Origin of the sequence: Streptomyces sp. NPDC053048 (assembly GCF_044547045.1) — a bacterium.
GTDB lineage: Bacteria > Actinomycetota > Actinomycetes > Streptomycetales > Streptomycetaceae > Streptomyces.
On record NZ_JBITZS010000010.1, the window covers coordinates 224,754 to 244,968 of the forward strand.

General features: G+C 67.6%; 32 protein-coding genes. 11 read left to right on the forward strand and 21 right to left on the reverse strand.

Features of this window, described 5'->3' with window-relative positions:
• Nucleotides 1-17 precede the first annotated feature (17 nt).
• The 21 genes from ACIG36_RS26845 to ACIG36_RS26945 form a co-directional block, all read right to left on the reverse strand.
• The gene (locus ACIG36_RS26845; RefSeq protein ID WP_399932883.1) at nt 18-449 is read right to left on the reverse strand and encodes a hypothetical protein; all 432 of its coding nucleotides are present in this window, start codon (nt 447-449) and stop codon (nt 18-20) included.
• Complete coding sequence (locus tag ACIG36_RS26850; protein WP_399932885.1) at nt 446-685, reverse strand: hypothetical protein; 240 nt, start codon at nt 683-685, stop codon at nt 446-448. Before ACIG36_RS26850 ends, ACIG36_RS26845 begins: the two co-directional genes overlap by 4 nt.
• On the reverse strand, nt 682-996 hold the full coding sequence (locus tag ACIG36_RS26855; RefSeq protein ID WP_399932887.1) for a hypothetical protein: 315 nt from the start codon (nt 994-996) through the stop codon (nt 682-684). The genes ACIG36_RS26850 and ACIG36_RS26855 overlap by 4 nt, the downstream gene beginning before the upstream one ends.
• Before the next feature lie 43 nt (nt 997-1,039).
• Nucleotides 1,040-1,876: a hypothetical protein gene (locus ACIG36_RS26860; RefSeq protein ID WP_399932890.1), complete on the reverse strand. Its 837-nt coding sequence runs from the start codon at nt 1,874-1,876 to the stop codon at nt 1,040-1,042.
• Nucleotides 1,877-1,902: 26 nt separating this feature from the next.
• The gene (locus tag ACIG36_RS26865; protein ID WP_399932893.1) at nt 1,903-2,139 is read right to left on the reverse strand and encodes a hypothetical protein; all 237 of its coding nucleotides are present in this window, start codon (nt 2,137-2,139) and stop codon (nt 1,903-1,905) included.
• 134 nt (nt 2,140-2,273) lie between these two features.
• A complete protein-coding gene (locus ACIG36_RS26870) occupies nt 2,274-2,597 on the reverse strand; it encodes a hypothetical protein (protein WP_399932895.1) in 324 nt (107 codons plus the stop codon).
• A 213-nt stretch (nt 2,598-2,810) separates the two neighbouring features.
• Nucleotides 2,811-3,389, reverse strand: coding sequence for a hypothetical protein (locus ACIG36_RS26875; protein ID WP_399932898.1), 579 nt, complete (start codon nt 3,387-3,389; stop codon nt 2,811-2,813).
• Nucleotides 3,390-3,406: 17 nt separating this feature from the next.
• The gene (locus tag ACIG36_RS26880) at nt 3,407-3,820 is read right to left on the reverse strand and encodes a hypothetical protein (RefSeq protein WP_399932900.1); all 414 of its coding nucleotides are present in this window, start codon (nt 3,818-3,820) and stop codon (nt 3,407-3,409) included.
• A 16-nt stretch (nt 3,821-3,836) separates the two neighbouring features.
• Nucleotides 3,837-5,087: a hypothetical protein gene (locus ACIG36_RS26885; protein ID WP_399932903.1), complete on the reverse strand. Its 1,251-nt coding sequence runs from the start codon at nt 5,085-5,087 to the stop codon at nt 3,837-3,839.
• Complete coding sequence (locus ACIG36_RS26890; RefSeq protein WP_399932905.1) at nt 5,087-5,287, reverse strand: hypothetical protein; 201 nt, start codon at nt 5,285-5,287, stop codon at nt 5,087-5,089. Before ACIG36_RS26890 ends, ACIG36_RS26885 begins: the two co-directional genes overlap by 1 nt.
• A complete protein-coding gene (locus ACIG36_RS26895) occupies nt 5,284-5,610 on the reverse strand; it encodes a hypothetical protein (protein ID WP_399932908.1) in 327 nt (108 codons plus the stop codon). The genes ACIG36_RS26890 and ACIG36_RS26895 overlap by 4 nt, the downstream gene beginning before the upstream one ends.
• 72 nt (nt 5,611-5,682) lie before the next feature.
• A complete protein-coding gene (locus ACIG36_RS26900; protein ID WP_399932910.1) occupies nt 5,683-5,973 on the reverse strand; it encodes a hypothetical protein in 291 nt (96 codons plus the stop codon).
• Between the two features lie 5 nt (nt 5,974-5,978).
• Nucleotides 5,979-6,305: a hypothetical protein gene (locus tag ACIG36_RS26905; RefSeq protein WP_399932913.1), complete on the reverse strand. Its 327-nt coding sequence runs from the start codon at nt 6,303-6,305 to the stop codon at nt 5,979-5,981.
• Nucleotides 6,299-6,841 carry an antirestriction protein ArdA gene (locus tag ACIG36_RS26910; RefSeq protein WP_399932916.1) on the reverse strand — a complete coding sequence of 181 codons (543 nt, stop codon included), beginning with the start codon at nt 6,839-6,841 and terminating at the stop codon, nt 6,299-6,301. The genes ACIG36_RS26905 and ACIG36_RS26910 overlap by 7 nt, the downstream gene beginning before the upstream one ends.
• Before the next feature lie 59 nt (nt 6,842-6,900).
• Complete coding sequence (locus tag ACIG36_RS26915; RefSeq protein ID WP_399932919.1) at nt 6,901-7,248, reverse strand: hypothetical protein; 348 nt, start codon at nt 7,246-7,248, stop codon at nt 6,901-6,903.
• Nucleotides 7,249-7,284: 36 nt separating this feature from the next.
• Nucleotides 7,285-7,605, reverse strand: a complete 321-nt coding sequence (locus tag ACIG36_RS26920; protein ID WP_399932922.1) for a hypothetical protein — start codon at nt 7,603-7,605, stop codon at nt 7,285-7,287.
• Between the two features lie 18 nt (nt 7,606-7,623).
• On the reverse strand, nt 7,624-8,058 hold the full coding sequence (locus tag ACIG36_RS26925; RefSeq protein WP_399932925.1) for a hypothetical protein: 435 nt from the start codon (nt 8,056-8,058) through the stop codon (nt 7,624-7,626).
• Between the two features lie 26 nt (nt 8,059-8,084).
• Entirely contained in the window at nt 8,085-8,396 is a 312-nt protein-coding gene (locus ACIG36_RS26930; RefSeq protein ID WP_399932928.1) for a hypothetical protein, read from the reverse strand.
• A 78-nt stretch (nt 8,397-8,474) separates the two neighbouring features.
• A complete protein-coding gene (locus tag ACIG36_RS26935; protein ID WP_399932931.1) occupies nt 8,475-9,281 on the reverse strand; it encodes a hypothetical protein in 807 nt (268 codons plus the stop codon).
• Between the two features lie 84 nt (nt 9,282-9,365).
• Nucleotides 9,366-9,719 (reverse strand): hypothetical protein, encoded by a 354-nt coding sequence (locus ACIG36_RS26940; protein WP_399932934.1) that lies wholly within the window; start codon nt 9,717-9,719, stop codon nt 9,366-9,368.
• A gap of 1,322 nt (nt 9,720-11,041) precedes the next feature.
• Nucleotides 11,042-11,347 carry a hypothetical protein gene (locus tag ACIG36_RS26945; protein ID WP_399932936.1) on the reverse strand — a complete coding sequence of 102 codons (306 nt, stop codon included), beginning with the start codon at nt 11,345-11,347 and terminating at the stop codon, nt 11,042-11,044.
• 742 nt (nt 11,348-12,089) lie between these two features.
• Between ACIG36_RS26945 and ACIG36_RS26950 the strand changes: the two genes are divergently transcribed.
• The 11 genes from ACIG36_RS26950 to ACIG36_RS27000 all read left to right on the forward strand — a co-directional run bounded on the left by ACIG36_RS26950 (nt 12,090) and on the right by ACIG36_RS27000 (nt 20,207).
• The gene (locus tag ACIG36_RS26950; protein WP_399932938.1) at nt 12,090-12,518 is read left to right on the forward strand and encodes a hypothetical protein; all 429 of its coding nucleotides are present in this window, start codon (nt 12,090-12,092) and stop codon (nt 12,516-12,518) included.
• Nucleotides 12,519-12,867: 349 nt separating this feature from the next.
• Entirely contained in the window at nt 12,868-13,206 is a 339-nt protein-coding gene (locus tag ACIG36_RS26955; RefSeq protein ID WP_399932940.1) for a hypothetical protein, read from the forward strand.
• 10 nt (nt 13,207-13,216) lie between these two features.
• Nucleotides 13,217-14,218, forward strand: a complete 1,002-nt coding sequence (locus ACIG36_RS26960) for a terminase (protein WP_399932943.1) — start codon at nt 13,217-13,219, stop codon at nt 14,216-14,218.
• Nucleotides 14,219-14,253: 35 nt separating this feature from the next.
• Nucleotides 14,254-15,678 carry a phage portal protein gene (locus ACIG36_RS26965; RefSeq protein WP_399932946.1) on the forward strand — a complete coding sequence of 475 codons (1,425 nt, stop codon included), beginning with the start codon at nt 14,254-14,256 and terminating at the stop codon, nt 15,676-15,678.
• Nucleotides 15,675-16,796 (forward strand): hypothetical protein, encoded by a 1,122-nt coding sequence (locus ACIG36_RS26970; RefSeq protein WP_399932949.1) that lies wholly within the window; start codon nt 15,675-15,677, stop codon nt 16,794-16,796. Before ACIG36_RS26965 ends, ACIG36_RS26970 begins: the two co-directional genes overlap by 4 nt.
• A 3-nt stretch (nt 16,797-16,799) precedes the next feature.
• The gene (locus tag ACIG36_RS26975) at nt 16,800-17,294 is read left to right on the forward strand and encodes a hypothetical protein (protein ID WP_399932952.1); all 495 of its coding nucleotides are present in this window, start codon (nt 16,800-16,802) and stop codon (nt 17,292-17,294) included.
• Nucleotides 17,295-17,365: 71 nt separating this feature from the next.
• Nucleotides 17,366-18,448, forward strand: coding sequence for a hypothetical protein (locus ACIG36_RS26980; RefSeq protein WP_399932955.1), 1,083 nt, complete (start codon nt 17,366-17,368; stop codon nt 18,446-18,448).
• Nucleotides 18,449-18,524: 76 nt separating this feature from the next.
• Complete coding sequence (locus ACIG36_RS26985; protein ID WP_399932958.1) at nt 18,525-18,983, forward strand: hypothetical protein; 459 nt, start codon at nt 18,525-18,527, stop codon at nt 18,981-18,983.
• Nucleotides 18,977-19,315 carry a phage head-tail adapter protein gene (locus ACIG36_RS26990; RefSeq protein WP_399932961.1) on the forward strand — a complete coding sequence of 113 codons (339 nt, stop codon included), beginning with the start codon at nt 18,977-18,979 and terminating at the stop codon, nt 19,313-19,315. Before ACIG36_RS26985 ends, ACIG36_RS26990 begins: the two co-directional genes overlap by 7 nt.
• Nucleotides 19,315-19,698, forward strand: coding sequence for a hypothetical protein (locus ACIG36_RS26995; protein ID WP_399932964.1), 384 nt, complete (start codon nt 19,315-19,317; stop codon nt 19,696-19,698). The genes ACIG36_RS26990 and ACIG36_RS26995 overlap by 1 nt, the downstream gene beginning before the upstream one ends.
• Nucleotides 19,698-20,207 carry a hypothetical protein gene (locus tag ACIG36_RS27000; protein WP_399932966.1) on the forward strand — a complete coding sequence of 170 codons (510 nt, stop codon included), beginning with the start codon at nt 19,698-19,700 and terminating at the stop codon, nt 20,205-20,207. The genes ACIG36_RS26995 and ACIG36_RS27000 overlap by 1 nt, the downstream gene beginning before the upstream one ends.
• The last annotated feature ends 8 nt before the right edge of the window (nt 20,208-20,215 follow it).

The following is a 20,215-nucleotide window of genomic DNA, read 5'->3' on the forward strand; positions in this document are numbered from 1 at the left end:
GGCGGGGGCTTTCTGTTCTACGTGGACTTGAACTTCGTGCAGGGGCAGGTGGGGATGTGGCAGGCGCCTCGCGAGGCGTTGGCGATGGAGTGAGTGAAGGGGGCGTGGCCACACTCGGGGTCGAAGCAGTAGCCCTTCCAGCCCTTCTTGCCGTCCACGTTGGCGAGCATCACGCCGGGGCTGTAGAGCTTGACGACCCGGCCGGTTCCGCCGAAGGCCATCTTCGAGGCGAAGGTCTTGATCTCGGCTTCGCTGCCGAAGGGGCCGAAGTTGAGGCCGCGGTAACCGTCCTTCCACGTGTGGACGAGGGCGAACAGGTCACGCATCTGGAGGAGCTCGGCGGCCGTCTTGTAGATCACCTTGGCCATCTGGTCGGCGCTCTCGAAGGTGGGGTCCTCCAAGAGCGCCTTGATCGCCTCGATCTCCTCCTTGCGGGGGGTGATCCTCACGCAGCCGCCTTGGGCCCGATCAGCTCGACCAAGCGGTTCCGGATGGACAGAAGCAGGTCGGCGTCCTCGACGAGCTGGTCGTAGCCGATCTCGTCGTACTCGGGGAGGTCTTCGGTGGGTACGTCGCCGTCCTCGCCCCACCTCTCGACGAGGGTGTTGCGCTGCTCCTCGTAGAGCTTCTCGATGTCAGCGACGATGTTCCGCAGCTCGTCGGCCAGGTCCATGGTCTGTATCACTGGTCTTCCTTCAGTTCGGGGAATGCGGCCTCGACGACGCTCTTGGCCCAGGTCTCCACTGCGACCTGCCCCTCGTAGTCGAGGTGGTCGGCCCAGCCGTCGAGCCGGGCCCAGCCGTACTCGGCGAGGTACTGCCTCACCTCTGTGGCGATGGCCGTCCGGCTAAGCCGCTCGGGCAGGGGGCCCAGGTCCACATCGCCGTAGTCGCCGTGTATGGCGGCGAGGATCTGGGTCATCTCCCCCAGGCCGACGCGGTGGGTGACGCGCAGGTCGAAGCGGTACCGACCGTCCTTGCTCAGGGTCGCTTTCACGGCCCCTCCCTTCTTGAAACAGGTTAACACATCGGTCACAGGTTCACACTGGCCGGAGTAGGCGCTCCGCAGACTTGTGCAGGTCCGCCACGGTGCCGACGTTGAGCACGGTGGCGTCGAAGTCCCAGTCCTTCAGCGCGTTCTCGCTGATGTGGGCCGCCCCGTCGATGAGGATCTGCTTGGGGCGGCGCACCTGGACCACGAGGCCGCCACGGTCCTTGATGGCCTGGGCTTCGTTCGGGAACCGCACGTCGGTGATGACGACCGGGGCGTCCCACTCCTCGTAGTCGCGGAAGAGTGCGTCCACCCACACGTCCGGGCCGAGGACACCGCGTCCGGCCTCGGTGCCGCAGCGCTGGAGGAGCTCGCGCACTCCGGGGTACGCCTTGACCTCGTCCCAGCCGAAGCAGTCGACTTCCACGGCCAGTGAGTACGCCTCCACGCCGTCCGCGTGAGGTGCGGGTGGGTTCATCGCGTAGAGGAAGTCCTTCACCTTGTCGGCGAACGCCTTGCGCTGCCAGCCGCGCTCGACGAGTGCCTGTCCGAGTTCGTCCTTGCCGTGACCGGCGCCGCCCGCGACGCCGATGAGCCGTGGCTCACCTGCGGGGCGTCCCGCCTTCTCGCTGAGGGCAGCGCTCGCCCGCTCCTCGAACTCGCTGTACTCGACGTTCAGGGCCTTCGCCCACCGGGGCCAGAATCGGTAGGCCGGCATTCCGTCTCCGGCGAGGATGCGCTCGACGGACGAGCGGGTCGTTCCCACGGCTGCGGCGACCTTGGCGGCGCCACTGGCCCGGGGGATGTTCACAGGCAGGCCGGCATGGACAGCCTTGAGATTGATCCAGTCGGCGAAGACCTGGTGCTTGGCGGTCGTGGTGGCCATCTGATTACTCCTTGTCCGTTGGGTGGTCAGCCTTCGCGGCTGTCGATGAGGCGGTACAGGCCGGGCGCCCGGACGTGGCCCTCGCACACGTCGCAGTCGCAGTCGTGCAGGCAGGTCCGGCAGGGGCTCCCGTCGCAGTAGGGGTCGGGCCCGTGCCAGGCGTGGGAGGGGTCGGGGTCCGGGCAGTTCCACGCCTCGCAGGACCGGTCCTTGGCCCACGTGGGGTAGACGATGTGCTCGCGCTGCCCGAGGAACCCGTGCACCAGCGGCTCGCCGGGACAGGGGAAGCGGGACCGAGCTGCGGTTTCCTGGCCCGTGAAGGCCGCCCGGCACCGGGTGCACTGGAGGCGGCCTTCCGGGCGCTTACGAAGAAGATGAGCGGTCACAGGTTAACAGCTCAGATGTAGCAGTGTTCGACGGGGATGCCCTCTGCCCTGGCGTGCTGGATGCAGGACTCCGCACACTCGACGAAGAACCCGAGGGCCAGCTCGGCGGCCTCGCCGACCGTCTCGGCACACTCGAAGCGCGGGTTGCGCATGGGCATGGCCTCGTCGCCGTTCATCAGGTACAGGCGCGAGATCCGCCAGTAGATCCGGCCGCCGCCGTGCGGGTTCATGGTGTTCTGCTCGTGGAGCATCACGTCCCCTGCGGGGCCGCGCTCGATGCGGACGCTGAGGGCCGCGCCGTTGGACAGGGAGAAGGTCTCGGTGTGGGTATTCATGTTGTCCTCACGGTCGTGGTGATGGCGGCACCGGCCGCCCATAGAGGCGGCCGTGTGAATCAACGGCCCATGTCTGTCCCGGGTCCAACCAAAGGTCGATGTCGGGATCAATGTGCGCACCGCAACGCGAACAGATGAACTCTCGGCACGGGGCGGCGTACAGGAGGCCCTGACCGCAGGGCCCGCACCAGGCGTAGTCGGGGGAACGCGCGGTCACGCCGCCGTCACCTGCTGCTTTCCGACGTAGAAGGTGAGGGCGTGGCGGGCTGCCTGCGCGGCCCATTCGCGGCCGTAGTGCCCCCAGCAGGAGTCGACCTCTTCCCAGGTGGACATGGTGTCGTCCGCGTCCGCCCGCAGCCAGTCGACGGCCTCTTCGACGATGTAGCCGTACACGTCGCCCTCGGCCCACGCCTCGTACTCGGCGCGCTCGGCGTCGAGGTACGCCTCGGGCAGCATTCCGAGGTCTTCGGCGTCCTCGCGCAGCAGGTACCACAGGGAGACGGGGCCGCGTGCCGGCCGGGACTCGATGACGATGGCGTTGTGGAAGATGGCCGCCCAGCGGGTGAAGATCTCGATGCCCTGCCAGCGGTTCCAGCTCACGCGGTCCCAGGCTTGGGCGAGCGGGCCGCCGTCCTTGTCGACGGGGTGGTACTGGCCGAGGTGGGTGTCGATGGTGATCACGTGGGCCAGGTGGTCGAAGTCCTCGCGGGGGTTGCGGGCGTCCTCGTCGGGGACCAGGCGCACGCGGAAGCGGCCGTCGGTCGTGGTGGCGATGATGTCGTGGTCGGTCATGTGGGGCTCCTTGCGGTTCAGAGGGTCGGGGCGGGGAAGTGGACGACGCAGGACGATCGGCGGCACGGCCGGCCGAGGGAGGCGATGAACTCCTTGTGGGCGTCGAACGCCTCGGTCACCCAGTCGTCGTCCTCGACGAACTCGGGCCGGTTCTCCGCCCACAGGGCGCGGACCTCTTCGATGTCGCGGAGCTCGTGGAACTCGCTGGCGCCGTGCTGGCGGATGAGGTCGATCCAGGAGGCGCGGACGCGTTCGTATCCGCGACGGGAGTGGTCGTAGCCGGTGGCGGGGTCGATGTCCTCGATGGCCACGCCGGAGGCGATGCAGATGGCTATGCGGGCGTCGGCCATGGACGTGAGCCGGTCCGCCTCGCACGCGGGGCAGTCCAGGGGGCTTCGTGCGTAGTGCATCAGCAGGAGGTTGGCGCGCATGTTCTCTCTTCGGTGATCAGGCGGCGAGCGCGTGCTCGGGCCGTGCGGGTTCGTGGTTGTAGATCTCGGCGAGGTACTGCCGCAGGCGCTCCTCCCAGGGCTGGGACAGGAGGCTGCCGATCACGACGGCGCCCATCGGTGGGGCGACCACATCGCCGATCTGCTGCGTACAGCTCGACCGGGAGCCGGTCCACGGATAGCCGGGGCGGAAGCCGACCAGGAGCGCGGCCTCGTCGAGCGAGAACTTCCGGTCCTTGTCGTGCTCCCAGTACCACCCGCGGATCTTCGAGGTGATGGCCGTGGCCGGTTTGTCGGCGCTCCAGCAGTTCCCGCCCGCCGTCTTACGGACGCCTCTCGTGTTGACCCTGATGCCTTCGGGCCAGCCGAGGGCCTCGGCCGTGGTGGTAGAGGGGATCTCGCTCAAGGGCTTCGTGCGGGCGGTGTCGAGGTAGCGGTGCCGGGCGGCGAGCATGAAGGTGCGCTTGCGGCGGCTGGCGAGTCCGTACTCGACCGCGTCGAGGACCTGGAAGTCCACCGAGAGCCAGTCGGCGCACCGGAACTCGTCGCGGATGCCGTCGATGATGACCTCTGGCAGGGCGCTGGACTGCTCCATGGCGATCCAGCGGAAGTCCTCCCCCACGGCCGACAGCGCCAGGCCCCAGATCACGACTTCCACGAGGAGGCCGATCCGTTCGTCGGTCAAGTCCTTCGCCATGGCGCGGACTTCGTCGAGGCCGTAGATGGGGCCGGACCAGCCGTACGGGCAGTCGGGGCAGTCGCTCGGGCAGTCCTCGGCGCACTGGTCTTCCTCCCAGACGCCGATGGTGGCCTCCCACGCACAGGTGAGCATGTCGAGGAAGATCTGCTGGTTGCGGGGGTCGAGTCCGGCCCGTTTGCCGGCCGGGGTCCAGCACTGGCACGGGGCCGTGACCAGCAGGCCGCGTGTCCACCGAAGGGCGGGGTGGTGCGGGTCGAGGGTGCGCACGTCGGCGACGATGCGCTGGAACCCGGCCGCGGTGGCGGTCGCGGCGGCGTCCTTGTTGAGCTCGATGCCGATGATGTCGAGGTTGTGGCCGAGGACATCGCGGATGCCGACCTCGAGCCCGCCGGGACCGCTGAAGGGGTAGACCACGCGTTCCGGGTCGCCCTCCTCGGGCGGGAAGAGCCAGCGGACGGGCCAGGGGGCGGCGACGGCTTCGAGGTCTTCCTGCGACCAGGACTCGGTCAGCCAGGGGAAGTCGTCGGTGGCGAGGGTGACGTTCGACATCAGTCCACGTCCACGGTCTCGACGCTGGTCAGCCAGCCGGTGACGATCTCCCAGTGGTAGCCGGGACGGATCAGTCCGTCGCTGATGTAGATGTGCCTGCCGCAGTCGGCGCACTCGTACGGCTTGCGCTCGATGTGGCGTATGGGCCCGGTGCAGACAACGCACTGAACGGTGTTGCTGGGCGGGGCCGCGACGGTCACGAGCTCGCCGCCTGGTAGGGCAGGCCGGCACGGAGGGCTGCTTTGAGTTCCTTCGTGGCGCGTCGGGCCTGCATCAGCACTTCCTGTGCACGGCTCCAGTCGCCGGTCGGGTAGGCCCAGAGCTCGTCCAGCCACTTCAGGCAGGCGTGGGGGGTGAGGTGGTGGAGCAGGGTGCCGTCCGCGTCCACGCTCACCACCTCGTCGGGGTCGAAGTACGCCGTGTCGAGGTCGAGGAGGTGGCCGCATTCGTCGCAGCGGAAGAGGCCGGACGGCTGGGCTCCGTAGGGGCCGATGCCACAGTCGCGGCAGGTCATCGTGCTCATGGGTATCCTTTCGAGCGGCGCCGTCCCTCCCTCCTCCAACGGGAGGGGCGGCGCCGTTTTCGTGTGTGTGGGTCAGAGGCCGAGCTGTTCGAGGAGCTCGTCCACGAGCCGTTCCTCGTACTTGCTGACGGGGCGGCCCCCGGGCTGCGTGGCGGGCTTGGCCTGGAACCAGGAGTCGGGCCACGTGACGGTGGGGAGGGCGAGGATCAGGGCCTCGGCCGCTTCGGCGAGGTGATGGCCGGGGCTCTCGGAATCGCACGACCAGGCGTGTCCGTCCTCCGGCTCCTTGCGCCAGATCTGCACGGCCTCGTCGAGCTTCGTGACGGCGGCCTTGATCTTCTCGGTGTCGCGGCTATTCGTCATCGCGGTCACACGTCCGCGCCGTACATGGCGGTGATGGTGCGCTCGGCGACCTGCTGGGACAGCGGGTCAATCTCGTCCACCCAGGCGTCGTCGTTCTCCTCAAGCCAGGCGAGCAGCGCTTCGTCGTCGTCGACCATGTCGGCCGGCACTTCCAGCTCGGCGACGACATCGCAGCTCACGACCTCCTCAATCTCGAAGCGGACGGTGACGGTCTGCATCTCAAGCACGGTTGCTCCCAGGTGGATTCGGATGCGGCAGGGGCCGCAGGTCAGGTCTTCGTCGAGCAGCTCGGGCACGTCGCCGCACTCGACACAGGGCTCGGTGTTCAGCACGCGCAGAAGACGTAGATGCCGCCGGGTGCCCGCTCGGCGAGGAAGCCGCCCGTGAACAGCTCGTGGCTGGCCTGCTCCCAGTCGATGTCGCGGAAGGGCCACACGGTGAGGCGGGCCGTCTCCTCCGGATCGGAGGTCTCCTCGAACCACTCGCGGGCGAAGTCGGCCTCGCTGTCGTGGAATCCGCGGTAGTCGTCTCGGAACTTCTCGACCCAGTCGGCCCGGTCGGACTGCTCGCCGAACACGTCGACCCAGGCGGAGAAGGCGCCGGTCTCGTCGTCGGACAAGTCGGCCAGGGCCTCGGCGATCTCGGCGGCCTCGTGCGGCGAGCACTCGCCGTCCAGCGCGCCGTGGAAGTTCTCGTGGTCGAAGACCCACAGCTCCTCGTGGCTCGTCGGCCGGCCGTGCAGGTCTTCCGGGGTGACGAGCCCGGCTATGTCGGCGTCGTACCAGTCGCCGGTCAGGCGACCGCCGTTGTAGCAAGCCAGGCAGCCGATCCAGACGCGCGGCCGGATGGCGGTGGACAGGGTGGGCATGTTTCTCCTTGCTGAGGGCCGCCGGACCGATCGCCCGGCCCGGCGGCAGGTGGGCTCGGTCAGGCGTTGGCGGCGAGGTGGTTGGCGAGGTCGCGGCGCACGCCCTCCCATGCCGCGATGGCGAACTCGGCTGTGGTGAGGTCCAGCAAGGCGAGACGGCGGGCCGTAGCAGTCCTGGCGGCGGCCTGGCGCTGCTTCGCCTCGGCGAGTGCGGCTTCGAGGTCGGCGGTGATGGCCTCCTCGGGCTTGCCCTGGATGCGTGCCTGGGCGAAGCCGTTCAGGATGATCGGCAGGCCGTCGCGCATGATCCGGTTGGCTTCGGCCCGGCGCATGTCGCCCTGGCGGACGAAGCGGTTGACGACCTCGCGGGCAGCCTTCTCTGCCTCGGGGGTGCGGGGGTACTTCATGTGACACTCCAGCCTTGTTACAGGTTAACTATCTGGTCAAAGAAGGGACTTGGTGGGCCGACCGGCGAGCACAGTGGCGAAGTTGGCCATGACGACCATGGCCATGTGCTCAAGCTCCAGGCCCCCGTCCGGGACGGGTGCGCCGAGGGTGCGCAAGGTGGTCAGGGAGCGCTCGACCAGGCGTGCCATGTCGTCGGTGTCGACGAGGTCGGAGCACAGGTCGCAGGCCCGCCAGCGGCCGTCGTTCGGGAGCGGGGTCACCACGCCGTTGTCGGACATCAGGGCGACGGTGGCGCGGTCCTGCGGGACGTACAGCCAGCGGGCGGCGGGCAGGCCGCAGAAATCACAGTTGGACATGTGGGACTCTCTTCCGGTTCAGGACGCGAGGGCGAGCTCGACGGGCTCGGAGCGCTCGCCCCGGTAGTGCAGGTCGTCTTCGTCGTCGTCACCGTCGGCGTGGCACTCCAGCCACAGGTCGGCGACGCCCGGGTGGTCGATGGCCCGGAAGAACTCGGCGAGCTCCTCGGCCTCCGAGCACGTGAGCTTGTCCGCGATGTGGGAAGCCAGCATCCCGTCGTTGAACAGGGCGGCGAGGTCGCACCCCGCACTACGGAGTCGGGTGATCTCGTCGGCCACCTCCTCGACGATTTCGGTGGCCAGAGTCAAGAGGGTGCGGGTCGTCTCTCGCTCGGCACGCAGAGCTCCCCATGGATTCAGGGCGCGGCTCAGCCGTGACCAGATGGCCGGCATGTGGCTCAGCAGGGACTTGGTGGTCGCGAATACCGTGTCGAGACGCTTGAAGGCACGCATGATGTGTTGCTCCTGGTGGTGGGTGTCTACAGGCAGAGCAGGGGCGGGGTGATCAGGGAGAGCTCGCCCTCGACCTCCTGAACGGAGATGCCGTGGGGCTCCCAGACGCCGCACTCGGGGTCTCCTTCGCACGGGCAGTCGCGACGGGAGGTCTCGACGAGCGCCTCGGCGCCGAAGCGGGCAAAGTCCAAGGCGTCACCCTCGGCCTCGAAGGTGGTCTCCTCGCGGTAGTCATGGGTGACGACGTACCGGCCCTGGTTGTCCGGCTCGATCGTCCAGAGGCCGAGGAGGTCTGCGACCTCGTTCCAAACGCGGACCTCGTAGGGGCGGGCAGACATGTGTCCTCGCATTCGCATGGGGAGCCACCCCTCCCCGGGAGGGGAGCACAGGGAGGGGTGGCGGTTCGGGGGGAGAGGTCAGGCCGGCATGAGGGCGAGCTGACCGGGGATCTCGTTGCGCATGAACTCGCGCCCGAGGGCAAGGAAGTGCTCGGTGCGGCCGTAGTCGTACGCGTCACGCACGTCGTCCCAGTCCGCGTGCCCGTCGGGGTCGTCGTGGGACAGCTCCCAGAGCTGCTCGGAGGCGTGCTCGACGATGCTCTGGTGGTCCGCGTCGGTGTCGTACGGGTAGTGCAGCGCAACATCTGCGAGGGCCTCGTCGAGGTTCTTCTCGAACACTTCGCGGCGCTGCTCGTAGTAGTCGTCCTCGTCGAGGAACGGGTGGTCGTTCTTAACGAACTCCGCCAAGGCGACGGCCTCACGGAAGGCCGCGGTGTACGTCCGGCGCCCGTTGCAGTCGCCCTCACACTCGGAGCCGTAGCACTCGTCCTCGTACGGGTCGCAGTTCGGCTTGCACTCCTCGGTGTGGGTGCCAAGGCAGTCGAGGGGACAGATCTCCTCATAGACCTGGATGAAGAGCTGGGCAACGTCCCAGGCGCTCGATCCTTCCCCGCACTCGTAGACCTGCTCGTCGGACACTGCGGTGTCCGTACGCCCTTCGTCGGCGGCGGTGCGGATGGCGTCACGGGCAACCTCGAAGTTGCTCTTGTCCCCGATCCAGCCCGCACGGCTGTCGTTCCACGTGAACATCTCCACGTGCGTGGGCAGGTCGTCGACCGAGGACCGGCCCGTATACCAGGAGGGCCAAGCGCGGTAGTCGTCCTCGAGCCGGGCGGCGTACTTGGCCAGCGTCTCGTCGGATGGTGCGTCGAGCCTGTGGTACATGATCCTCGCGATCACTCAGGACCGGCGCCCCTCCCAGCCTCCAACACGGGAGGGGCGGCCAGTCACAGGTTAACAGTCCGGGCGTCAGTTGGCGGCGGCGAGAGCCTTGTAGTGCGCCAGCTCGTCGCGCAGGACACGCTCTCGCTGGTCACGCAGTCGGCGGGTCTCCTCCAGGGAGTCGCGCAGGATCGCGATCACCGCGTTCGCCTCGTTCAGTTCGGTGTCGAGGGTAAGGATCTCCTCCGCCAGGCCGACGCCGACCTCGTGGTACAGGTCGAGCATGAGCGTGGCGTCCGCCAGGGCGCGGCGGGTGGCGTCGAGCTCGCGGCCGAGCTGGAACGTGCGCTCGCTGAGGTTGCACGACGACTCCATGGCGACCTCCAACAAGGAGCGGCCGGAGAACTGGAGCGGGTTGTTCTTGATCAGGGAGACGGTCATGTGACCTCACCTTTCAGTTACAGGTTAACAGATTAGTAATGCGATGGGCCTGCGGCCCGACTCAACCCCCGCCCGAAGGGCGGGAGGAGTCCGTACCCCCCACCGGCTTGACCCGTCGTGGGGGGCTATGCGGCCACCCGCTCAAGGCGGGCGACCCCGGCCCTTGCGGGCCGGTAGTTCAATTTCGGGTGACTCTCAATTTGGGTTCTGTCAGGGCGCTAAGGCGCTGACGCAGCCAGCCGTTCGTATTCACCCGTCCCGATCTTCCCGGATCGCTACTCCGGTCCGTTCGGTCCGTTCGGCCGGATCTCTCCGGACCGTTCGTAAACGGCTGGCCTCGACTCCTTCAACTCCGTGTCGCCACCGGTATCACCATGCCATGCCGGATGCCCGGCACGATACGTTCCCCATGCTCACCGACCACGCACAAGGCGCATTCGGGTCGCTCGGTTCACCGACTCCAACAGGGCGGGGTATTCCGGTCAGGCCGGTTCCCGCATTCATCGGAAGCTGTACCCACGGTTCGCTCGAATTCCTGGTCCCGCTTTCCGCTTTCAGACAGTCCCCCCTGTACGGGCATCCGCACAGGGAAGACCTAGGCTTCCGGCGAGGTGGCTCTAAGTCACCCGCTACCACTCGCATCCGGAGAGGCCCGGATTCCGACATCCCATCCCCGCAAGGACAGGGGGCCGAGTGGCGTACTACAAAGTGTGTGTGCTGGACCTTGCGGCCCTGCTGTTCGATCCTGTCACAGGTTAACACCTGCGGTCGAATCATTGCCCCTTGCGAGGCGGGTTCACTGCTTGGCTTCCGGCGGCGGCTCTCGTGAGCCCCGTTCTCAGCGGCCTTGCGGTGAGTCCAACTCTAGGCGGTTGGCGTTGGCTCTGTCAACCTGTGACTAGCGCCTGCCTGCCGCCTTGCTGCCTGCCTTGCGGCTGGCGTCGTTGGCGACATGGAGAACATTAGTCACAGGTTCACAGCATGTCCAATCGTGCAGGTCAGAGGCGGTTTCCCCGCCCTCTCGATGCCCGATCCTGCCTAGCAATGGCGGAGTGCGCGCGCGTTCCTCAGCACCGCGTGTCGCGCGTGTACGCGTGCGCAGTGGCGGCCGGGTGGGGTGGGGGATGACCCCGGTACGATCGCGCGCGAGACCGCCCTGTCATAGCAGCTCGGATTGCGCCACGGTTCCGAGGTCGATCAAGACCTCGCGCGCTCCACGGCATCTAGGCGTCGGCGCAGGTCAGCGGCGGCGAGAGGGAGGCTCAGATCGGCCCTGCGGCTGCTCAGGAATGCGTGCCAGCAGGGCCGCCGCGACTTGGGGCTCAGCCTTGAACGCGGAGCACTCCCCGAACCTTGTCCAGGCCGACGGCCCTGATGAGGTTCGCCGTACCGACCCGATAGCCCGCCTCGCTCAGGTCGATCACGGGCACGGGGTACGTGCCGGCCTTCGCCATGCGCAGACCGTCCGCGGGGTCCAGGTCGAGGACTTCGGACGCCTTGTCGAGCGTGACTGCGGGCGGCAGCTCGTAGTCGGGGGCCGCGCTGTTCTCGTCGCCTCGTACGGCCAGGACCATGTCGTCCAGGGGGTCCATCGCCGCCCTTACCGTGGGCTGCTCGTCGTTTGCCATGAGCTCAGGCTAGCGGCGCCGTCAGGCCGCCGTGCTCCCAATTACGTATGTACGTAAGGCGTCTTCGCCAAGGGGCGGCCTTTCGGCCGCCACAGCAGCTTGCCGTCTTCGGGTGTCCGCCCTCCGGGCGGCTCTGCTCTTCGCCGTCGCCTTGAGCACCCTTCGGGTGCCTGTGCTTCTTCGCCGTCGCCTCACGTACGTGTGAGCACGATCACGTGCTTGGGCGTTTCCGAAAGCAAGATCGTTTAGCGACTTATAAGTGTAAGTGCGTAAGTCGCGAGGCTTGAGCCCCTGACGGGGCTCGCCATGATGAAGACGAAGTACGTACTCGCGTAAGTGCAGGCTTGGCCCCGAAGGGGCCACCTGGTGAAGACCAAGTACGTACATACGTACTTCGCAGGCTGAGGTTTTGCCATTCCCAATTGGAAGGGCTCCAGCAGGCGTGATCGCCTTCCGTCTGACTGGCCCAAGATTCGTCTTCGAGTTCTTCGACGCGACGGATATCGCTGCACCGAGCGAAACCAGTACGGGGAACGCTGCGGCGAGGCCGCTACGGATATTGACCACATTCTTCCTGGTGACGACCATCGAGAAGCCAACCTGAGAGCACTCTGCGGGTGGCATCACCAGGTCAAGTCTTCCCGTGAAGGGGCAGCGGCTCGGCATCGTGCACGGCGCCGACATGCGCAGAGATTTCGCAGGACGGAGGCTCACCCCGGCCTGATCGAGTAGGAGGTGAGCCGTGCCCGGACCGGTACCCAATCGCGAGTCGGACCTCGCTCGCCCCCGCGAGCGCAAGGGCGGCGACGTACAGTCGGTGACTCGAGGCGTCGCCCGGCCCACGAAGGTGCCGAACGCGGACCGCGACTGGCACCCGATCGCGAAGCGCCTTTGGGACTCGCTGAAGCAGAGCGGCCAGGCCGACTTCTATCAGCAGTCCGACTGGGCGCTGGCGTACTCCCTGTGCGAGGACCTCTCGTACTACAAGAAGGCCGGCAAGCGGAGCGGGCAGATGCTCCAGACCATCTACAGCGCGTTCGAGCGGCTCCTCGTCGCCGAGGGCGACCGGCGCCGGGTGCGGATTGAGCTGCACGAGCCCGAGCCGGAGGTGCAGTCCGCGGCCGTACTGGCCATCGCCGACTACCGGAAGGACCTCGGGCTCGCCGAGTGAGGTCTAGCCGACGCCGGGCGGCCCGACTTCCGGGAGGAGGTGAGTCCCATTCCAGCCCTTACAGCAGAAGAGATCGAGGCGCTTGAGCCCTCCTTCCTTGGCCCCACGTGGCAAAAGGCCCCGGACGGGTCCTGGCTGCTGCCCGAGCGCACGCTTGGGTGGCAAGTCGCGGGATGGTGCGCTGAGTACCTGCGCGCCGAGGACGGCGGCCCTTGGAAGTTCACTCGTGAGCAATTGCGCTGGACGCTTTGGTGGTACGCGGTCGATGAACACGGCCGCTTCGCTTACCGAAAAGGCGTCCTTCAGCGCCTGAAGGGCTGGGGCTTACGGCAAGGACCCCCTCCTTGCCGTGATCAGCCTCGTCGAATTCGTCGGGCCGAGCCGCTTCTCACATTGGGACGAGAACGGGCAGCCGGTCGGTATTCCGCATCCGCAGGCGTGGGTTCAGGTGGCAGCGGTCAGCCGCGACCAGACCAGAAATACGATGACCCTGATGCCGAGCCTCATGAGCGACAGGCTCATTGAGACGTACGGCATCAAGGCAGGGGCCGAGCTGATCCGCGCTAACGGTGGCCGACAGCGACTTGAGGCGGTGACGAGTAGTTACCGCGCCCTGGAAGGGGCGCGGTCCTTAGCGGTCCACGTTTGTTGTTCTCAACGAAACGCACCACTGGGTCGAAGGCAATAACGGCGACAAGATGTACGCCACGATCGACGGCAACGCGACCAAACGCGACAGCCGTTATCTGGCGATCACGAATGCGTTCCTCCCCGGTGAGGATTCCGTCGCCGAAAAGATGCGCGACGCGTACGAGAAGATCCTCGAAGGCCGGGCGGCGGACGTGGGCTTCATGTACGACTCGATCGAGGCCCACCCTGCGACTCCGCTGACGCCCGAGGCGATTCGGATCGTTCTGCCGAAGATCCGCGGTGACGCAACTTGGTTGAGGGTCGAGACGATCCTCCAGTCCATCCTGGACACCACGATCGCGCCGTCGCGCTCGCGCAGGATGTGGCTGAATCAGATCGTCGCGAGCGAGGATGCCCTCTTCGGCCCGGCCGAGTGGGATGTCCTGCGGGACGAGGCGAAGGTTCTCCAGCCCGGTGACGAGGTCGTACTCGGCTTCGACGGCGGCCTCCGCGACGACTCGACTTGCCTGCTGGCGCTCCGCGTCAGCGACATGCACGCCGTCATCCTCGGCCTGTGGGAGAAGCCGGACGGCCCGCAAGGGAAAGACTGGGAAGTCCCCCGCGATCAGGTCGACTCGGCCGTGCACGAAGCCTTCGCCACCTTCACCGTGCAGGGCTTCTACGCCGACGTGGCGTTGTGGGAGAGCCGCATTTCCGAGTGGTCCGCCGCGTACGGCGAGGGCCTGGCCGTGAAGGCGCCGGGCAAGGACGCGATCGGCTGGGACATGCGGACCAGCCTGAAGGCGTCGACCATGGCGAACGAACGGCTGATGAGGTCGATCCTCGACCGGAAGATCAGCCACGACGGCGATCGGAAGCTCCGCCGGCATGTGCTGAACACCAGGCGCAGGACGAACAACTACGGCGTGAGCTTCGGTAAGGAGACGCGCGAGTCCCCTCGGAAGGTGGACGCGTACGCCGCGCTCATGTTGGCCCATGAGGCTCTCTTCGATCTCCGGGCTCGCGGCCGGAAGGTGCGCAAGCGCACTGGTCGCGGCTACTTCCTTTGACCAAGCTATTAACCTGTAACTAAGGGCGGTGATCCATGGCCGACCCTTCCCCGCTGACGCTTGCGCGACAGCTCCTGGCCATCCTGCATCGGGACGGCGACCGGCTGCGGCACATCGACGACTACCTGCACGGCAGGCACGCCGACCCGTACATGCCGGCTGCGGCCGACGATGAGTACCGGCTCCTCGCCAAGCGCTCGGTGTCCAACTGGTGCCCCTTGCTGGTGGGCACCCCGGCGCAGGCCCTCTACGTGGACGGCCACCGCTCGGGTTCGGGAACCGAGACCTCGACCGAGCCGGACTCCGGCACCCCAGAGTGGGAACACTGGCAGCGGTCTCGTCTCGACGCGAGGCAGGCTGCTGTGTATCGCGGCGCCCTGGCCTATGGGCACAGCTTCACCGTCACCGAGAAGAACCGCACCGGCGCCATCGTCACGAAGGGCTTGTCGGCCCTGAAGACGGCCGCGCTCTACGAAGACCCGGCGAACGATGACGTGCCGTACGCGGCCTTGACGGTGACGGCCTGGCCGAAGGATGACCAGCCGGGCTCCGCCCGGCTGTGGGACGCCAAGCGTGAGTACGCGGTCACCTTCCGGTCGCTCAGTGACGAGCGGTCGGTTCGGGTGCAGGGGGGTTCGATCCACGGGGCCAGTGAATGCCCTGTGACCCGCTTCTCCGCCTATGTGGACCTTGAGGGCAGGACGCTCGGGGTCATCGAGCCGATGATCTGCCTCCAGGACCGGATCAATCAGACCGTGTTCGACTTGCTCATCGCGCAGACCTACGGCAGCACGAAGGTCAGGACGGCGACGGGCATGGCGCCCCCGATCCAGCGCAATCCGGAGACGGGCGAGCCCGTGCTCGACGAGCTGGGCAACCCCATCCCCCTGCGGATCAACCACAACAGTCGCAGGTTCTTGTTCGCGGAAGATCCGGACGTTCGCTTCGGCTCGCTGGACGAGACCCCGCTCGGCGGATTCATCGACTCGATCGACATGAGCATCCGGCACCTTAGCGCTCTCGCGCAGGTGCCTCCGCACCATCTACTTGGCCAGATCGCCAACTTGAGTGCCGAAGCTCTCCAGGCCGCCGAGGTGGCACTGAGCCGCAAGATCGCAGAGTTCCGGACGAGCTTCGGCGAGAGCTGGGAGAGGGTCTTCAGGCTGGCCGCCGAACTGGCCGGCAACCACTCCTCCTCCGAGGACTACCGCGGCGAGGTCGTCTGGCGCGACATGGAGTCGCGCAGCCTGGGCCAGGCCGCGGATGCCCTCGGAAAGCTGCGCCAGCAGCTCGGCATCCCCGAGCGCGGCCTGTGGCGGCGCGTCCCCGGCGTCACCCAGACCGAACTTGAGGACTGGGAGCAGATGCGCGAGGACGACGACTCGGTGGCCCAGCTCGCGGGCGCTCTCAACCGGGCGACCCCCGAGGATGCGGCGCCGGTCGAGAAGGCGGCGGCGTGACGCGCCCCACCAGGCAGGCCGAGACGGACGAGGTCTCGGCCGCGTTCCACGTGGCGCTGACGCAGATCGGTGTGCAGACCACGGCCGAGGCGCTGGCGCTGTGGGCAGATGTGCCGGCCGATCTGCGGGCCGCCACCGCTGGCGGCTGGCTGCGGCGGGCGATCTCGCTCGTCATGGGCCGCAGGCGGCAGGCGAGGGATCTGGCTCGCGCCTACTACCGGCTCGCGCGGGCTCTCCAGACGGGGAGCACCGTCGCCGATCCGTATCACCCGGAGCCGACTCACGTCACGCTCGGGGACCTGCGCAGGGAGTTCGCCGCGTTGGCCGGCACCTACAGCCCTCCCACCTCTTCGGGTGCGGACAAGGCCGCGACCGGTGAGCCCGGGGAAGCCTCGACCGCCCACAAGGAAGATCCACAGCCTGTGGAGGAGGGCGACCCGGCTGCCCCCGAGAAGGGCGAGCGCCAGGAGCTCGAGGACGGCGACTGGGAGAAGATCCTTGTCGAGGAGCTGAAGGGGCTGCGCGAGGAAGAGGAGCGTCTCGAGCGCGCGGCCGAAGAGGAGCTGCGCACGGTTCTTGACGCCCTCGGCACACAGAACTTGAACCGGCGCCTGGCCGGGGTCGACGACCAGCAACCCGCGAAGGGCGCCGACGCCGCACGCGCGGAGGCGCATCGGCAGGCAGGCGCCCGGCAGGCAGCCGCGGCCTCGCGTGTGGCGATGAACGGCGCCCGGTCCTCGAACTGGACGCACATGCGCCGTGACCGGCGAGCCCTCGGGTACGTGCGTCTGTCGCGCACCGGCACCCCGTGCGGATGGTGCGCGATGCTCATCAGCCGAGGCCCGGTCTACAAGAGCGAGTCGTCCGCCACCTTCGCGGACGGCGACAAGTATCACGACGGATGCCACTGCTACGCGATGCCGGTCTGGAGCCGGGATCAGTACCAGTCGAGCGAGCTGACCGCCCTTTCGCGGAGGTACGAGGCCCTGTGGCCGGAGGTCACCAAGGGCCACAGCGGAAAGGCCGCGGTGACCGTGTGGCGCCGCTTCATCCGCAGCAAGCAACGAGCCGCAGCCCAGGAGGCGCGGCAGTCCACGAACACGACCCAGGAGGCGTGACCCGTGCCCGAAGAGACCAACCCCCAGGCCGAGGCGATCACGCCCGAGCAGGAGCAGCCCCCGGCCGAGCAGCCGGCATCCACCGAGACGGCCGAGCCGTCCGGCGAGGACGCCCTTCCGGAGTGGGCACGCAAGGAGCTGGCCAAGGTTCGCGGCGAAGCCGCGAACTACAGGACCCGCCTGCGGGATGCCGAGTCCAGGCTTAGCGAGGCCAAGGACCCGGCGGAGATCGAGGCCGCAGTCACCGAGCTGAAGGCGCAGAACGCCGAGCTGGAACGTTCTCTCCTGCGGAACAGCGTCGCTCGCCGGCATGAGCTGCCCGACGACCTCGCGGACGCTTTGCGCGGCGAGGACGAGGCTGCGCTTGAGGCGCACGCGAAGGTCCTGGCGAAGTACGTCCCGGCCCCGCTCCCCCCGTCGCTCGGTGGCGGCCTGACGCCCGACGACGGAGACGGAGAGATGGACCCGCGCAAGCTCGCGCGGCTCACCCGTCGCTGACCTCCAGTCCTTACCCCCATTAGCTACGCCTCCGGTTCCCGGGGGCTTTTTTCATGCCCCCAGGAGGCTTAGTGACCGCTGAACATCAGGTAGTCAAGCCCGAGAAGCTGATCAACACCGCGATCGGGATGCTGGAGCAGGAGCTCCTCGTGCCGAGTCTCTTCACCAAGGAGGGTGTGGATCGCTTCAAGGGCGCCAAGAACGACACGATCAATGTGACGGTCGAAGGCGTCCTGCCCTTCCACGACTACGAGTGGCGCTCGGGCTCGGCGGGCAGCTCCACCCCGGGCACCCGTCAGCGCGTCGTGTTCGACGAGTACGCCGAGCGGACCATCCCCGTCACCTTCGGCGGCAACGTCTACAACGGTGTCAAGCTCACCGATGAACAGGCCGATTTCGACATCCATCAGTGGAGCAAGCTCCTGCGCCCGCAGGTGAAGGCGGTGGCGCGCGGCCTGGCCCGCCGGGCGGTGAAGACCCTGGTCGACCAGCCGTACGCGGTGACCATCGGCAACGCCGAGAAGTCCATGCGCAAGGCGATCATCGAGGCCCGGCGCGTGATGAACAAGTTCAACGTGCCCGAGGGCAACCGGTACATGGTCGTCGGCTCGGACTTCGAGACCGTGCTCCTGTCCGACCCGGACCTGAACCTGGCCTCGAACGTCGGTGACTCCCAGGCAGAGTCCGCCCTGACCAATGCCACGCTCGGCCACCGATACGGGTTCCGGTTCATCGTGGATCAGACCATCCCGGCCGACGCGGCGTACGCCTTCGCCCAGTCCGGCTTCATCTTCGCCTCGGCGGCTCCGGCCGTACCGCAGTCCGTTCCCTACGGCGCGACCACGAGCTTCGAGGGACTGGCTCTGCGTTGGCTCCGGGACTACGACAGCGAATACTTCCAGGACCGCAGCATCGTCAACTGCTACCAGGGCTTCCGCTCGGTCAAGGACGTGCTTGTCGGCTGGGACGCGGCCAAGGAGAAGGAAGTCATCTCCACCCAGGAGCACTTCGTGCGCGGCATCAAGCTGACCCTCGACGGCAAGAGCGACTACCCCGAGGTGGGCTCTGAGCTGGCGACCATCACCGGCATCTCCGCCGCGAAGGTCTTCACTCCCACCGGCCCGGCGGCTGAGACCGACCCGGCCAACGCCTGATCTTGTTCTGGCGGTCGTGTGAACCTGTAACTAACAGGGGTGCACGGCCGCCGGTCCCTCGCCGGAAGGAGCACCCTTGGCGTACGCCACACTCGACGACCTGAAGGGCCGCCTGGACTGGGATCTGGACGCCGACGAGCTGCGCATCGCAGCCGGGGCGCTGGAAGACGCCTCCACGCTCGCCGCGGCCTACGGCCGGGACTGGCCGGAGACCCACGCCCCCCGCCTTGTCCGGACGCTCGTCCTCAAGGCCACGTCCCGCTACATGGCCAACCCCAACGGATACACCCAGTCGAGGGCGGGCGACGAGACCCTCGCCTGGTCGGACGCGCACGGCCGCGACGCGGGCACCGTGTACTTCACCGCCGAGGAGAAGCGGCTCCTGGAAGGGCTGGCCGGCACTCGGCCCAGCCTGACCAGCGTGATCGTCAGCTCCTGGGACTCCCATATCCGGCCCGGTGTCGGCGGCCTGGTGCCCGTCGACTACGAAGGCGCCCCATTCCCGATGTTCTCCGACGATCGGGGGCCGTGGTGAGCGTGCAGCGCAGGCGCGGGCAGAAGGCCCGGGTCTGGCGGACGGTGGAGGTCACCGACTCGCGCGGCAACGCCGTGACCATGGCCGACCCATCCGGGCCCGTCGAGGTCCGGGCCGCGTTCATCCCCCAGCGCAGCGCCAGAGCCGAAGTCCCGGGCCAGCAGCAGATCAACGTCACGCGAATGATCGTGGACGCCCACCTCGACGGCGTGTCCTTGTGGTCCCGCGTGGAGTACGCGGGCCGCCAGTGGGACGTGGTGTCCCCGCCCGCCTACCACCACGGCGACCGCCGCACCCGGCACTGGAGCATCGACATCCGGGAGCGGCCCTGATGGCAGAGATCGAAGACGAAATCGGCGGCCGGAAGCTCGAAAAGTGGCTCGCCGTCCACAAGGGCGTACAGGCTGAACTGACGGCCCGCGCCTTCGAGATTGCCGTGCGAGCCGAAGAGATTCTGGTTCGTCACCGCGCGGACGGCCACGCCGAGATCGATATCGAAGCAGGCGGAAACAACCGCTACGTCATCCTCAGTGACGACCGAGGCCAAAAGGCCGCCCTGTCCATCGAGTACGGACGCGAGGAGTCTGTCATCGTCCGCGAGGACAAGCACGGCAGGAAGTACCTGGACGTGCTCCCCGCGATGGACGGCCTCTACATCCTCGCCACTGCCTCGAACCTTCCCAAGAAGAGGAAGGGCAAGGTGAGGCTCGACTAGTGGCCGGCATACCCGATCACATCAAGGCCCTCGCCGAGCTCTCGCCCGTTGAAGACCTCTTGCTCGCCATCCTGCGCAAGGGGCTTCCGGGCGTCCGCGTGAAGTCCCTCATCGACCGGCACGAGCAATTCCCGCTCGTCCTCGTTCGCCGTGACCCAACCTTCGGCGAATGGGGTGCCGACACGCGCTTTACCGACTCGGCACGCGTGGTCGTGAACTGCTTCGCCGAGGACCCGGACGGCGACTCCGACGCCGCGATCCTCTCCGAGGCCGTGCGCGTCGTGCTGCGGGACGCCTGGCTCAAGCACGAAGTCGTCCCAGGTCGAGGCCACATCACGCGCGTCGACATGAACTCCTCTCCGCGCCGCGCTTCGGATTGGGCGACGGCGACGGGCCCGGTCCAATACGCGGACCTCCCCACTGGCGTATGGCGCTACGAGTCGATCTTCGACATTCAGATCCGTAAGCCGCGGACGCGCCCCTTTCCCCTCCCCCTGAACCACCCTTAAGGAGTGCG

Bases quoted from the DNA above. Each gene is read 5' to 3' on its own strand.
- ACIG36_RS26880 (WP_399932900.1), bottom strand. From the start codon at position 3,820: ATGCGCGCCAACCTCCTGCTGATGCACTACGCACGAAGCCCCCTGGAC.
- ACIG36_RS26925 (WP_399932925.1), bottom strand. From the start codon at position 8,058: ATGCGTGCCTTCAAGCGTCTCGACACGGTATTCGCGACCACCAAGTCC.
- ACIG36_RS26965 (WP_399932946.1), top strand. From the start codon at position 14,254: ATGGCCGACCCTTCCCCGCTGACGCTTGCGCGACAGCTCCTGGCCATC.
- ACIG36_RS26870 (WP_399932895.1), bottom strand. From the start codon at position 2,597: ATGAATACCCACACCGAGACCTTCTCCCTGTCCAACGGCGCGGCCCTC.
- ACIG36_RS26945 (WP_399932936.1), bottom strand. From the start codon at position 11,347: ATGGCAAACGACGAGCAGCCCACGGTAAGGGCGGCGATGGACCCCCTG.
- ACIG36_RS26995 (WP_399932964.1), top strand. From the start codon at position 19,315: ATGGCAGAGATCGAAGACGAAATCGGCGGCCGGAAGCTCGAAAAGTGG.
- ACIG36_RS26860 (WP_399932890.1), bottom strand. From the start codon at position 1,876: ATGGCCACCACGACCGCCAAGCACCAGGTCTTCGCCGACTGGATCAAT.
- ACIG36_RS26940 (WP_399932934.1), bottom strand. From the start codon at position 9,719: ATGACCGTCTCCCTGATCAAGAACAACCCGCTCCAGTTCTCCGGCCGC.
- ACIG36_RS26875 (WP_399932898.1), bottom strand. From the start codon at position 3,389: ATGACCGACCACGACATCATCGCCACCACGACCGACGGCCGCTTCCGC.
- ACIG36_RS26935 (WP_399932931.1), bottom strand. From the start codon at position 9,281: ATGTACCACAGGCTCGACGCACCATCCGACGAGACGCTGGCCAAGTAC.
- ACIG36_RS26895 (WP_399932908.1), bottom strand. From the start codon at position 5,610: ATGAGCACGATGACCTGCCGCGACTGTGGCATCGGCCCCTACGGAGCC.
- ACIG36_RS26885 (WP_399932903.1), bottom strand. From the start codon at position 5,087: ATGTCGAACGTCACCCTCGCCACCGACGACTTCCCCTGGCTGACCGAG.
- ACIG36_RS26910 (WP_399932916.1), bottom strand. From the start codon at position 6,841: ATGCCCACCCTGTCCACCGCCATCCGGCCGCGCGTCTGGATCGGCTGC.
- ACIG36_RS26930 (WP_399932928.1), bottom strand. From the start codon at position 8,396: ATGTCTGCCCGCCCCTACGAGGTCCGCGTTTGGAACGAGGTCGCAGAC.
- ACIG36_RS26915 (WP_399932919.1), bottom strand. From the start codon at position 7,248: ATGAAGTACCCCCGCACCCCCGAGGCAGAGAAGGCTGCCCGCGAGGTC.
- ACIG36_RS26920 (WP_399932922.1), bottom strand. From the start codon at position 7,605: ATGTCCAACTGTGATTTCTGCGGCCTGCCCGCCGCCCGCTGGCTGTAC.
- ACIG36_RS26960 (WP_399932943.1), top strand. From the start codon at position 13,217: ATGTACGCCACGATCGACGGCAACGCGACCAAACGCGACAGCCGTTAT.
- ACIG36_RS26900 (WP_399932910.1), bottom strand. From the start codon at position 5,973: ATGACGAATAGCCGCGACACCGAGAAGATCAAGGCCGCCGTCACGAAG.